We start from the raw sequence: 13,237 nt of genomic DNA, 5'->3' as shown, positions 1-13,237 counted from the left end.
CGGCCCGAGACCGGCTCCCGGCCGGCTCGCGATGCGTTAGAAGCCCACCATGGCCGCCGTGAAATCCGAAACGCCCGATCTCGACCTGACCGCCGAGGAGGCGCGCGCCGAGCATGCGCGCCTGTCCGAGGCGATCCTGGAGGCCGACCGGCTCTACTATCAGGAGGACGCGCCCGAGATCTCGGACGCGGAGTACGATCGCCTGCGCCGGCGGCTGGAGGACATCGAGACCCGCTTTCCGGACCTTGCCGGGACGGGCGCGGCCAGCACCTCGGTCGGCGCCAAGCCGTCAGAGAAGTTCGCCAAGGTGCGGCACGCGGTGCCGATGCTGTCGCTGGGCAATGCCTTCGACGACGCCGAGGTGGCCGAGTTCGTCGCCCGCGTGCGCCGCTTCCTCGGCTGGCCCGACGAAACGCCCCTCGCCTTCACGGCCGAGCCCAAGATCGACGGCCTGTCCCTGTCGCTGCGCTACGTCAACGGCCGCCTCGACACGGCGGCGACCCGCGGCGACGGCGAGGTCGGCGAGAATGTCACCGCCAATGCCCGCACCGTGCAGGACATCCCGGCGGCGCTCGCCGGGTCCGGATGGCCGGAAATCTGTGAGGTGCGCGGCGAGGTCTATCTGTCCCACGCCGACTTCGCCGCCATCAACGCCCGTCAGGAGGCGGCCGGCAAGCCGCTCTTCGCCAATCCGCGCAACGCCGCCGCCGGCAGCCTGCGCCAGCTCGATCCGGGGATCACCGCGTCCCGGCCGCTCAAGTTCTTCGCCTATGCCTGGGGCGAGCTCTCGGCGCCGATCGCGGAGACGCAGTCCGGCGCCCTGCAGCGCTTCGCGTCCTGGGGCCTGCCGGTAAACCCGCTCACCGAGACCTTCACCGACACCGCGGCGATGCTCGCGCATTACCGACGGATCGAGGCGGACCGGGCCGGGCTCGGCTACGACATCGACGGCGTCGTCTACAAGGTCGACGACCTCGCGCTCCAGAAGCGGCTCGGCTTCGTCTCGCGCTCGCCGCGCTGGGCGCTTGCGCACAAATTCGCCGCACAGGAGGCGACGACCGGCGTCGAGGACATCGTCATCAATGTCGGCCGGACCGGCTCGCTGAACCCGCTGGCCAAGCTGAGGCCGGTGACCGTCGGCGGCGTGGTCGTGTCCAACGCGACCCTGCACAACGAGGGCTACGTGAAGGGCGTCGGCGCCGACGGCGAGCCGATCCGCGACGGCCGCGACATCCGGGTCGGCGACACCGTGACGGTGGTCCGCGCCGGCGACGTCATCCCGAAGGTGATGGATGTCGATCTCACCAAGCGCCCGGCGGATTCGCAGCCCTACGCCTTCCCGGAGACTTGCCCGGCCTGCGGCAGCCGCGCGGTGCGCGCGATCAACCCGCGCACCGGCCGCGCGGACGCGGTACGCCGCTGCACCGGCGGACTGATCTGCCCGGCGCAAGGGGTGGAGCGTCTGAAGCACTTCGTGTCGCGCAACGGCTTCGACATCGAGGGTTTCGGCGAGACCTATATCGAAGTCCTGTTCGAGGCGGGGCTCGTGCGCCAGCCGGCCGACCTGTTCCGGCTCGATTTCGAGAAGCTGAAGGCCGCCATCGTGGCGCGGCGCGAGGCGCTGTCGGCCGAGCGGCGGGCGGAATCCGGCACGGCCGAGCCGCCCAAGAAGGCTTCCAAGAAGAAAGGCGAGGAGGAAGACAAGGCGATCAAGAACCTGCTCGCCGGGGTCGAGGCGCGCCGCCAGGTCCCGATGAATCGCCTGCTCTTCGCCCTCGGCATCCCGCAGATCGGCGAGGCGACCGCCAAGGCTTTGGCCAAGCGCTTTTCGGACATGCCGGCGCTGATTGCGGCGATCCGCGCGGCATCGGCCGCACAGCCGGGCCCCGACTGGGTCGAGCTAACGGCCGTCCCGCGGGTCGGGGGCACGACCCGGGACCGCCTGCTCGATCTCGGCTACCCCGAGGACGGCGCGACGCCGGCCAAGGAGCGCGCCCGCCTCAGCACCGTGCAGCGCGAGAATCTGCTCGCCCATTACGGCGACGCCGACGCCGTGCGCGCGGCGATCGCCCGGGCTGCCGAGCAGCGGCCCGGGGACGCCTACAGGGTCTTCGCCGATGACGGCGAGATCGGCCCGGTCGCCACCGACGCGCTGCTCCTGTTCTTTGCCGAGCCGCACAACGCCGACGCCGTCTCGGCGCTGCTCGACGCCGTCCAGGTCGAGCCGATGGAGCAGGCCGCTTCGGCATCCGCCTTCGCGGGCAAGACCGTCGTCTTCACCGGCACGTTGGAGAAGATGACCCGCAACGAGGCCAAGGCAGTGGCCGAGCGCCTCGGCGCCAAGGTCTCCGGCTCGGTCTCGGCCAAGACCGATCTCGTCGTCGCGGGTCCGGGAGCCGGGTCGAAGCTGAAGGACGCCCAGAAGCACGGTGTGCGGGTGGTCTCGGAAGACGATTGGCTCGGGATGGTGGCGCAGGGTTGAAGCCGGAGTCTCGGCAGCCTAGACCGCTTGGGGAACACCCCGAGAACTCCTGCCCGCCATGGTTCACCCGCGATGACGGTCCTGGCCCTCGACTTCGAGACGGCCAACGAGCGGCGTGACAGCGCCTGCGCGGTCGGGCTCGCCTGGATCGCGGACGGCCGGGTGATCCGCCGCGAGAGCCACCTGATCCGCCCGCCCGAGATGCGCTTCGCGCCCGGCAACATCCGGGTCCACGGGATTTTGCCGGCGAACGTCGCCGACAAGCCGGGCTTCGGCGCCGTGATGGCGCCGTACCTCGATGACCTCGCCCGCGGGCTCATCCTCGCCCACAATGCGAGCTTCGACATTGGCGTCCTGCGCGCCGGGCTCGCCCGGGCCGGGCTGCCGGTGCCGGATCTCTCGTATCTCTGCACGGTCCAGGTCGCGCGCCGGGTCTTTCCGGCGCCGGAAGGCTGCGGCCTCGGCAAGGTGGCGCGACGCCTCGGCATCCGCTTCGAGCATCATGATGCCGGCGAGGATGCCTATGCCTGCGCGGAGATCGCCCTCGCCGCGATGCGCGAGAGGGAGGCGGCGGATGTCCACGGCCTCGCGGCCGCCATCGGCCTGCCGATCACGCGGGCGACGGGTGGCCCTGCCCGGCCCAGCCGTGACCCCGGAGGGATCAGTGGGCGGGCTATGGCGGCCTTCCCGGCAGCGTCCGCGGCGCTGAACTTCACCATGCGGGGCTCGACCGGCAACCGCTACCACGTCGCGTTCGAGGAGCGACCGGGCGGTCCGCAGCTGCGCTGCACCTGCACGGCCGGTCGCTACGGCATGCGCTGCCGCCACGTGAAGGCGCTGGAAGTCGGCGACATCACCGATCTTCTCTCCGACAACGCCTCCGACGTGGCGCTCCTGGCACGCATGCTCGGCGCGAGGGCCCGCGCCGTCGGGGTGGCCTGAAGCGCGGTCAAGCCGCCTCAAGGCAGGTTCGAAAAGCCGCGATCGCGCGTTCGATGTCGGCGGCGGTGATGTGCCGGTGCGTGACCAGCCGCAGGCGAGCCTCGCCCAGCGGCCGGGTTCGGACCCCGGCAGTCTCGAGATCGTCGACCCAACGCGCGCTGCCGCGCCCTGTCGCAGCGAGGTTGACCTGCACGATGTTGGTCTGGGGGTTGTTGGCCGACAGGAGAGGTCTCAGCGCGTTCAGACCATCGCTGAGCTGCCGCGCGCGTTCATGGTCCTCGGTGAGACGCGAGCCCATGGCGGTGAGAGCTTCGAGGCCCGCAGCCGCCACGACCCCGACCTGCCGCTGCGTGCCGCCGATCATCTTGCGGAGGCGCCGCGCCGCCGCGATCACCGGCTCGCTCCCCGCCAGGACCGCACCGACAGGCGCGCTCAATCCTTTCGAGAGGCAGAGCGAGATCGTATCGACACAGGCAGAGACTTCGGCAGGCGCGATGCCGAGATGCGCGGCGGCGTTGAACAGACGCGCCCCGTCGAGATGGACCGGGATGCCGCGCGCCCGGGCGAGGCTGGATACGGCCGCCATATGGGCAAGCGGCAGGACGGCACCGCCAGCGGCGTTGTGTGAGGTCTCCAGGGCGATCATGCCGGTCCGGAGCGGGCTCGCAGCCGGACGAAGGGCGTCCTCCAGCTGATTGAGGTCCATGGCGCCGTCCGTGCCGGCAATGCCGAGCAGGAAAGCGCCCGTAAGTGTGGCGGCGCCGCGCTCGGTGTTGATCATGTGTGCCTGCGCTTCCAGCAGGATCTGCTCGCTGCGCTGGACCTGGGCCAGGATCGCCAGCAGGTTGCCCATGGTGCAGCTCGGCACGAACAAGCCGGCCTCCTTGCCGAGAATTGCCGCGGCGGTCTCCTCCAGCGCACGCGCGGTCGGATCGCCGTCGAGTCCGTCGTCGCCCAGAGGCGCGGCGCGCATCTGCGCGTACATGGCCTCGGTCGGTCGGGTGACCGTGTCGCTGCGCAAGTCGACCGAGGCCGGCGATGCGGCGTCGCTGCTGAATTCGTCGCGCTTCATGGGTTCGCCCGTGTCGCGTCTACCGGTAAGCGGCCTCGTCGCCGGAATCGGTCGGATTGGCCAGGGCGCGCTTGAGGACGTCGCTCATCGGCAGCTCGAGATTGATGCCCCTCGGCGGGATGGGATGCTCGAAATACCGCGCGTAGAGCCGCGCCACCGTGCCGTCCTGGATCAGCTCGACCACCGCCTTGTCGACCGCCGCCTTGAAAGGCGCGTCATCCCTGGGTTCGAGGATTCCGTAGGGGGCGAATTCGAGACCCTTGGTGCCGATCTTGTAGTCTCCCGGGCGCTTGGCCCCGGCGACGGTCGCGTGGGCCAACGCGTCGTCATTGATCGCTCCGGCTGCGCGGCCGGTCTCCACCAGCAGGAACACCTCCGCGGTGTCCTTGGCGGGCATCACCTGGATGTCGAGCTTGTCGCGGACGTTGATGCGGGTCGCGACCCGCTGGGTCTCGCCACCGGCCTGCGCCGAGATCGCCTTGCGGCGGAACGTGGCGATGTCGTCGACGTCCACCGGCGCGTCCTTCTTGGCCACCAGCACCACCTGCGCCACGAACGTGGTCGGCGCGAAGGAGACCAGCTTGTGCCGCTCCGGCAGGTTGCTGGCGGTGCCGCATTCCAGATCGATCGTCCCATTGTTGATAAGCGGAATCCGCGTCGCCGACATGACCGGCACATGGCGGATGTCGATCTTGGTCAGCCCGAGAGCCGCCTTCAGCTTCTCGGCAACGTGCTCGCATATCTCCAGTGAATAACCGACCGGCTTGGCGTTCTGGTCGAGGAAGCCGAAGGGCGGAGACGCATCAGGAAAGCCGAGGCTGATCTGGCCGGTTGACCGGATCTTGTCGAGGCGCCCCTCCGCCGAGACGGGCGCGGTGATCCCGACGCAGCACAAGGCTGCGATCACGAACGAAAACGTCCTCGACATGATCCGTGCCCCCTTCGATAATCCGTCGGACCTCGGTGCTTGAGCCCCACGATGACGCGCGCCCGGCTCGAAGCTTTGCCGTGTGATCCTAAGGGCTTGGCCAAGACGGCGTCCAATTCCGATTCATCTGAGGGCCATACGGATCTGATATGGCCGAACGACGCCTGACCTTCCGGCACATCGAGGCATTCCGCGCCGTGGTGGCGTCGGGCTCGATGACCGAGGCAGCGCGGCGCCTCCACACCTCGCAGCCGCAAATCAGCCGCCTGATCGGGCAGCTGGAGGCGATCACGGCACTGCCCCTGTTCGATCGCAGCGGCGGCCGCGTCATTCCCTCTCTCGACGGAACCCGCTTCCACGCCGAGGTCGAGCGTGCCTTCGTGGGGCTGAGCAGTCTGGAGACGGCGGCGGCGCGGATCCGCGCCTTCGGCGCCGAGCGCCTGCGGGTCGCCGCGATGCCCCGCCTCGCGGGGGGCTTGCTCGCCCGTGCCGTGGTCCGGTTCAGATCGAAGCATCCGGACGTGATCGTGGCGATCCATTCCGGCGACGACGAGACCGTGAATGGCTGGATCGCAAGCGGATTCTGTGATGCCGCACTGACCATGCTGTACGGCGAAGTTACGGATGCACGGCTCGATCATGTCGAGACGCGCGCCTGCGTCGCCATTCTGCCGCAGGACCATCCGCTCGCCGCCCGCACAATGCTGGAACCGGCGGACCTTCGCGGCGTGCCGTTTGTGGCGTCTCCGCTCGGAAGCGCATTGCGGAGCAGCACCGAGGCGGTCTTCGCCCAGGCCGGCATCCCCCTGATGGTCACCGCGGAGGCGGGGCTTGGCGCCTCAATCTGCACGCTGGTCTCGGCGGGCCTCGGCTTCAGCGTGATGAATCCGCTGGCCGCCCACGAGGAGGCCAAGGTCTCGCCGATCGCGATCCGGCCCTTCCTCCCGGCACTACCGGTGCGCTTTGCCCTGCTGTTCCCACCCGACCACGCCCGTGGACGGCTCATGCGGGCCTTCGGCGCCTGCGCGCGCGGTGTCCTCTTGGAGGAGCTTGCGCATCTGCCGGACGCGCCGTCCGAGCGTCCGGCAGAGTGATCTTACGCGGCGCGCCGATCGGCTTCCGCGTAGAATGTACCGCCCCGCTCGGCCATCGCGGACAAGTTGTCCGGAACGTGGAAGCGGGGGCCGTGCTTTGCCTCGAGCTGGCGGGCGAGATCGACGAAGGCCGCCGTGCCCATGAAATCGATGTACGACAGGGCGCCCCCGGTGAACGGCGCGAAGCCGAAGCCGAGGATCGAGCCGACATCGGCCTCGCGCGGATCGGTCACCACGCCCTCACCCACCGTGCGGGCGGCTTCCAGCGCCTGCACCACCAGCAGCCGCTGCTTGAGCTCGGTTAAGTCGACCGCCTCCGGATCGAGCCGGTTGGGCTGCAGGTCCTTCAAGCCAGGCCAGAGACGCTTTGGCGCGCCCTCGGGATAGTCGTAGAAGCCCTTGCGGTTCTTCCGGCCGAGCCGGCCCTGGTGCTCGACCATCTCGGACAGGATCGCCTTCTGGGCAGGATCGACGGCGCCCTGCCCCACCTGCGCCTCGGTGGCCTTGGCGATCTTGAGGACGAGATCGAGGGCGACCTCGTCGTTGAGCGAGAGCGGACCGACCGGCATGCCGGCCTGACGCCCGGCACTCTCGATCATCGCGGGCGGCACGCCCTCGGCCAGCATCTTGTGGCCTTCGAGGATGTAGGCGCCGACGCAGCGGTTGGCGAAGAAGCCGCGGGCGTCGTTCACGACGATCGGGGTCTTCTTGATCAGGCGCACGTAGTCGAGGGCCGTGGCCAGCGCCGCGTCTCCGGTCGCCGCGCCCTTGATGATCTCGACCAGCATCATCTTCTCGACGGGCGAGAAGAAATGGATGCCGACGAACTGCGCCGGTCGCTGCGAGCTCTTGGCCAGCCCGGTGATCGGCAGGGTCGAGGTGTTGGACGCGAAGATCGCGTCGGGACGGATGACCGCCTCGACCTTCTGGATCACCTCGGCCTTGACCTTGGGATCTTCGAACACCGCCTCGACCACGAGGTCGCACTCCGCCAGCGCGTTGTAATCCGCCGTTGCAGTGATGCGGCCGAGCAGCGCGTCGCGGTCGGCGGTCTTGGCGCGGCCCTTGTTGATCTGGCCGGTGATGAGCGTGTGGGCGTAGGCCTTGCCCTTCTCGGCGGCCTCCACCGACTGATCGACCAGCACCACCTCGATGCCGGCCTGAGCCGTCACGTAGGCAACGCCCGCGCCCATGAAGCCGGCGCCGATCACGCCGACGCGGCGGAGGTTCGTGGCCGGCACGTCCTTCGGACGGCGCGCGCCCTTGTTCAGCTCGCCCATCGAGATGAACAGCGTGCGGATCATCGCCGCCGCCTCGGTCGAGCGCAGGATGTGGGCGAAGTAGCGGCTCTCGACCCGCAGGCCGAGATCCATCGGCAGCTGCAGGCCCTCGTACACGGAGGCCAGGATCGCCTTGGCGGCCGGATAATTGTCGTGCGTCTCGCGCCGGTAGATCGCGTTGGCCGGCGGCCAGATCATCATGCCGGCGGGCGAGTAGACCTTCCCGGAGGGCGCCTTGAACTTCGGCACGTCCCACGGGGCCACCGCCGAACCGCCCTCGCGGATCCATGCCTTGGCCCGCTCGACGATCTCCGCCTGCGGCGCCACGGCGTGGATCAGCCCCATGCCCTTCGCCATGGGCGCGCGGATCTGCTCGCCCTTGAACAGCATCTGCAGCGCGTCGCCGGTCTGCATGAGCCGCGCGACGCGCTGCGTGCCGCCGCCGCCCGGGAACAGGCCGACCTTGATCTCCGGCAGGCCGACCCGTGTCTTCCCGTCGTCGGAGGCGACCCGGTGGTGGCACGACAGCGCCAGCTCGAAGGCACCGCCCAGGCACAGGCCCTGGATCGCCGCCGCGAAGGGCTTGCCGCAGGTCTCGAGGCGGCGGAACAGCAGCGAGAGCCGCCGGGACGCCTCGAAGAAGTGGCGCATCGCCACCTCCTCGCCCTGCTCGGCCTTCAGCTGCTCGTAGGCCCGGCCGAGGCCCTGCAGCATGGTGAGGTCGGCGCCGCCGGAGAAATTGTCCTTGCCGGTGGCGATGACGCAGCCCTTGATCGCCGGATCGGACGCAACCTGCTCGATGATCTGCTCGAGCTGGTCCATCACCCCCTCGGTGATCACGTTCATCGAACGGCCGGGCATGTCCCAGGTCGCCAGAGCGATGCCGTCGGGATCGGTCTCGAAACGGAAATCGGTCAGCGTCACGGTGCCGTCCTCCCAGGAATGCGTCAGCGGGATACCAACGCGGCCACGTTAAGGTTGTGTAGAGCGCGCACGTCCAGAGTCAGCGGGCCGGGGAGTACCGACGGACGCCGCCTATGACGAACGATATCGGATGCCGCGCCTGCCGCGCCGGAACCAAACTCGGCTTCGACTTCACGATGGCTTTCCAGCCGATCCTCGATCTGGCGGACGGGTCGGTCTGGGCCTACGAGGCGCTGGTGCGGGGGCCGAACGGCGAGCCGGCCTACACGATCCTCGATCGCGTGACCGATGAGACCCGCTACCAGTTCGACCAGGCCGCCCGCGTCAAGGCGATCGAACTCGCCGGTCGCCTGTTCCCCCGCGATAGCGGCACGCGGCTGTCGATCAACTTCATGCCGAACGCCGTCTACGAGCCGAATGCCTGCATCCGCGCGTCCCTGGACGCCGCACGCCGGGTCGACTTCGCACACCAGCGCATCATGTTCGAGTTCACCGAGCAGGAGCGCTTCCGCGACATCGACCACGTGAAGCGCATCGTCGCCGCCTACCGGAAGCAGGGGTTTCTTACCGCGCTCGACGATTTCGGCGCCGGCTTCGCGGGTCTGAGCCTCCTGGCGAATTTCCGCCCCGACCTGATCAAGATCGACATGGACCTGCTCCGCGGCCTCGACGCCGATGCCGGCCGCCACGCGATCGTCTCCGGCGTGGTCGCGATCGCCCGGGCCCTGGGCGTGACGGTGCTGGCCGAGGGTGTCGAGACCGCGGCGGAACTCGATGCCCTGCGCGGCCTCGGGATCACGCTCGTACAAGGCTACCACTTCGCCAAGCCTCTGCTGGAGGAGCTGCCGCCGGTCGCGGGCTTCGCCCCGACGGCCGCGCGCGCGGCCTGAGGCCAACGGGGCGCGCGCGGCCGGCATTGTCTTACTTCTGAGCCGGCGCCGCGGCGGGCGGCACAGGCGGCTGACCCGGCTGCGGCGAATTGTCGGTCGCTGAGGCCACGGCCAGCATGTTGAGCAGCTTGGTGACCGAGTTCTGCGAGATCGCCGTCACCGACGAGTTCGGGTCGGCGTTCATCGTCTGGAACTTGAGATAGGTCGGGTCGGAGTAGATCTCGTCGAGATGCTTCAGCTCGGCGAGGCTGAACTTCTCGGCGTAGTCCTTCGACAGCCCCTCGATCATGATGCCGCGCTGCTTCTCGAACTCGGCCGTCAGTTCCTTGCGGACCGCCTCGGCGCGGGCTTCCGGCATCGGCGCGACGGTCTTTTCCAGGGCGACGTTGAACCCCGTCTGAAGATTCTTGATCAGGGTCTTGTTGACGAGGGTCGTGGCCGCGGCGACGCGGTCCGCGGCCTCGTCGGCGCGGGCGGCGAGCGGCAGGCTCAGTGTGACGCCCAGGCAGAGCGTCGCGATCAGGCGGTTCAAGGGCTTGTCTCCCATCGATTTATCGTCCGGCCCCGGTACGGGCCGATCGTCGCCCGCGCCTCTAGCAGCGTTCCCGGACTTTGGGGAGCGGCGGCACGCCGCTCCCATGTGGGCGTGCCTCAGACCCGCTCGATGATCGTGGCGGTGCCCATGCCGGCGCCGATGCAGAGCGTGATGAGCGCGCGTTCCTTGCCGGTCCGCTCCAGCTCATCCAAAGCCGTGCCGAGGATCATCGCTCCCGTCGCACCGAGCGGATGGCCCAGGGCGATGGCGCCGCCGTTGACGTTGACCGCCTCAGGATCGAGGTCGAACGCCTGGCAGAATCGCAGCACGACGGCGGCGAAGGCCTCGTTGACCTCGAACAGGTCGATGTCGGACAGGCTCAGCCCGGACTTCGCCAGGACCTTGCGGGTAACGTCCACCGGCCCGGTGAGCATCAGGGCCGGGTCCGAGCCGATATTGGCGAAGGCGCGAATCCGCGCGCGCGGGCGAAGGCCGGCGGCCTCGCCGGCCGCCTTCGAACCGATCAGCACGGCGGCCGCGCCGTCGACGATGCCGGAGGAATTGCCGGCGTGGTGGACGTGATCCACCGTCTCGACATCCGGATGCGCGTCGGTGGCGACGGCATCGAAGCCGCCCATCTGGCCCATCTGCACGAAGGACGCCTTCAGCGCGGCCAGCGACTGCATGTCGGTGCCGGGCCGCATGTGCTCGTCCCGGTCGAGCAGCGTGATGCCGTTCACGTCGCGCACCGGAACCACGGAACCGCCGAATAGACCCTCGGCCCAGGACTTGGCCGAGCGCGCCTGCGAGCGGACCGCATAGGCGTCGCAATCGTCGCGGGTGAAGCCATACTTGGTGGCGATCAAGTCCGCCGAGACGCCCTGCGGCATGAAGTAGGACTTGATGGCGATCGCCGGATCCACCGGCCAGGCGCCGCCCGAGGCGCCGATGCCGATGCGGCTCATCGATTCGACGCCGCCGCCGACCGCCATCTCGTGCTGGCCGCTCATGACCTGGGCGGCGGCAAAATTCACCGCGTCGAGGCCGGAGGCGCAGAAGCGGTTGATCTGCACGCCCGGAACATGCGCGCCGTAATCGGCCACCAGGGCCGCGGCGCGGGCGATGTCGCCGCCCGCCTCGCCCACAGGGTCGACGCAGCCCAGGACCACGTCGTCCACGAGGCCAGTGTCGAGCCCGTTGCGGTCCTTGAGGGCGCGCAGGGCGGTCTCCGCCAGCCGGAGGGCCGTCACCTCGTGGAGGGAGCCGTCCGCCTTGCCGCGCCCGCGCGGCGTGCGAACGTGGTCGTAGATGAAGGCGTCCGTCATCAGCTCTCCCCCGGGGCGTCGGTTCTCGCCGGTCGGCGACGCGGCCTTACAGGGCCGTCTCGGTTCACGCCAGTCTGCCACGGCGCGCGCGCCCTCGGCCAGCCCCGAAATGGTCGGAACCGGCGGAGAGCGCGTAACAACGCAGAGCGTTTGGAAGTGATCGTCCGGCCGGCGCGCCGATCAGAACCGATCGAGCGGCGCCTCGCGTGAACCTGGACGTGACCGTCGCTGGACCTGGAGAAGTATCGCTTCCAGCGACGCAGGTTCTGCTTCAGTCCTGAAGCATGCGCTTCAGGAGTTCGACCTCATCGCCCAGAACCGTATCTTCGCCGATCTGCTTCTCGATCTTGCGCACGGCGTGGAGCACCGTGGTGTGATCACGCCCGCCGAATCGGCGGCCGATCTCGGGAAGCGAGCGCAGCGTCAGTACCTTCGAGAGATACATGGCGATCTGGCGCGGCTTGACGACGGCGGCCGTCCGCCGCTCCGACAGGATGTCCGACCGCGAGACGTTGTAGCGCGAGGCGACGAGCTTCTGGATGTCCTCGATCTTGATGCGCTTCGGCTCGCGGTTCTTCACGAGGTCGCGGATCGCGCTCTCGGCGGTCTCCATCGTCACCGCGGTGCCGGTGAGCGTCGCGTGGGCCAGCAGGCGGTTGACCGCACCCTCGAGATCGCGGCCGTTGGCGGTGATCGCGCGGGCCACGTAGGAGGCCACCTGCGGCGAGACGTCGAAGCCCGGATGCGAAGCCCGCACGGCGGCCAGACGCGCCGACAGGATCGACACGCGCAGGGCCTCGTCGAGGGCGGTGATCTCGACCACGAGGCCGCCACCGAGCCGCGAGCGCACGCGCTCGTCGAGGGCTTCCAGCTCGGTCGGGGGCCGGTCAGAAGCAACCACGACCTGCCGACCGGCATCGATCAGCGCGTTGATCGTGTGGCCGAACTCGGCCTGGATCGACTTGCCCTGGATGAACTGCACGTCGTCGAGGATCAGCAGGTCGATGCCGCGCAGGCGCTCCTTGTAGGCCAGCGCCGACTGGGTCTTCAGGGCGTTGACGAAGCCGTACATGAAGCGGTCGGCCGTCAGGTAGATCACCCGCCGTCCGGCTTCGCGGGCAGCATGTCCGATGCCGTGCAGCAGGTGGGTCTTGCCCAGGCCGACACCGGCATGGAGGTAGAGCGGATTGTAGAGCGCACCCTCCCCCTGGTGGTTGGCCACGCGCTCGGCGGCGGCATGGGCCAGGGCATTGGAGCGCCCGATCACGAAGCTCGCGAAGGTCAGCCGGTTATCGAGGGGGGTGCCGCTGAGATCGCCGCCGGCTTCCGCGCTCCGAGCATCCTGTGCGGGCGCGACAGCCGCGACCGGCATCGGAGCGCCGGCGGCGTGGAGGCGCGCGAGCGGCCCGCTGGCCGGATTGGGCTTGGCGGCACCCGCGGTGACCGGCCGGACCGGGGCGCCGGTCCCGCGCACACCGACCTCGATCCGCGCGATTTCCTCGACCTCGGCCTTGAAGGTGTTCAGCACGCGATCGAGGTAGTGCGACTCGATCCAGCTCTTCAGGAAGCGGGTCGGCACGGTGAGGCGCGCCGCGCCGCCAGCGACCGACTCCAGCTCCAGGCGTGCGAACCAGCTAGCGAACACGTCCTCGCCGAGTTCCGCGCGGAGCCGGCGCTTCACCCGCGCCCAGGCAGATCCGTAATCGGTACCGCCGCCGTTGCGGCCACCCTCGTCGTCGCTCGCCACCGTTCCGTCGACACGCAT

General features: G+C 69.4%; 10 protein-coding genes. 4 read left to right on the top strand and 6 right to left on the bottom strand.

Annotated elements, in window-relative coordinates:
- The first annotated feature begins 49 nt into the window (after window positions 1–49).
- Both ligA and AC3WSN_RS00150 read left to right on the top strand, forming a co-directional pair.
- Window positions 50–2,482 carry an NAD-dependent DNA ligase LigA gene (gene ligA, locus AC3WSN_RS00155; protein ID WP_492535510.1) on the top strand — a complete coding sequence of 811 codons (2,433 nt, stop codon included), beginning with the start codon at window positions 50–52 and terminating at the stop codon, window positions 2,480–2,482.
- Between the two features lie 72 nt (window positions 2,483–2,554).
- Window positions 2,555–3,424 (top strand): 3'-5' exonuclease, encoded by an 870-nt coding sequence (locus tag AC3WSN_RS00150; RefSeq protein WP_492535508.1) that lies wholly within the window; start codon window positions 2,555–2,557, stop codon window positions 3,422–3,424.
- A 7-nt stretch (window positions 3,425–3,431) separates the two neighbouring features.
- Here the strand turns inward: AC3WSN_RS00150 and AC3WSN_RS00145 are convergent, their stop codons facing one another.
- Complete coding sequence (locus AC3WSN_RS00145) at window positions 3,432–4,496, bottom strand: threonine aldolase family protein (RefSeq protein ID WP_492535506.1); 1,065 nt, start codon at window positions 4,494–4,496, stop codon at window positions 3,432–3,434.
- A 19-nt stretch (window positions 4,497–4,515) separates the two neighbouring features.
- Window positions 4,516–5,424: an amino acid ABC transporter substrate-binding protein gene (locus AC3WSN_RS00140; protein ID WP_492535504.1), complete on the bottom strand. Its 909-nt coding sequence runs from the start codon at window positions 5,422–5,424 to the stop codon at window positions 4,516–4,518.
- Window positions 5,425–5,573: 149 nt separating this feature from the next.
- Here AC3WSN_RS00140 and AC3WSN_RS00135 point away from each other — a divergent pair, with 149 nt between their 5' ends.
- Window positions 5,574–6,518 (top strand): LysR substrate-binding domain-containing protein, encoded by a 945-nt coding sequence (locus tag AC3WSN_RS00135; protein WP_492535502.1) that lies wholly within the window; start codon window positions 5,574–5,576, stop codon window positions 6,516–6,518.
- Between the two features lie 2 nt (window positions 6,519–6,520).
- Here the strand turns inward: AC3WSN_RS00135 and AC3WSN_RS00130 are convergent, their stop codons facing one another.
- Window positions 6,521–8,722, bottom strand: coding sequence for a 3-hydroxyacyl-CoA dehydrogenase NAD-binding domain-containing protein (locus AC3WSN_RS00130; RefSeq protein ID WP_492535501.1), 2,202 nt, complete (start codon window positions 8,720–8,722; stop codon window positions 6,521–6,523).
- A 113-nt stretch (window positions 8,723–8,835) separates the two neighbouring features.
- Between AC3WSN_RS00130 and AC3WSN_RS00125 the strand changes: the two genes are divergently transcribed.
- Window positions 8,836–9,612: an EAL domain-containing protein gene (locus AC3WSN_RS00125; protein ID WP_492535499.1), complete on the top strand. Its 777-nt coding sequence runs from the start codon at window positions 8,836–8,838 to the stop codon at window positions 9,610–9,612.
- A 31-nt stretch (window positions 9,613–9,643) separates the two neighbouring features.
- Here AC3WSN_RS00125 and AC3WSN_RS00120 read toward each other — a convergent pair whose 3' ends face one another.
- From AC3WSN_RS00120 to dnaA, 3 genes are all read right to left on the bottom strand, one after another.
- A complete protein-coding gene (locus tag AC3WSN_RS00120) occupies window positions 9,644–10,144 on the bottom strand; it encodes a DUF2059 domain-containing protein (protein WP_238194502.1) in 501 nt (166 codons plus the stop codon).
- A 119-nt stretch (window positions 10,145–10,263) separates the two neighbouring features.
- Entirely contained in the window at window positions 10,264–11,472 is a 1,209-nt protein-coding gene (locus tag AC3WSN_RS00115; protein WP_492535497.1) for an acetyl-CoA C-acetyltransferase, read from the bottom strand.
- 271 nt (window positions 11,473–11,743) lie between these two features.
- Complete coding sequence (gene dnaA, locus AC3WSN_RS00110) at window positions 11,744–13,237, bottom strand: chromosomal replication initiator protein DnaA (protein WP_192706833.1); 1,494 nt, start codon at window positions 13,235–13,237, stop codon at window positions 11,744–11,746.

This window comes from Methylobacterium sp. FW102-HT35C08 (genome assembly GCF_058790235.1).
This window is presented reverse-complemented; position numbering and strand designations above follow the sequence as displayed.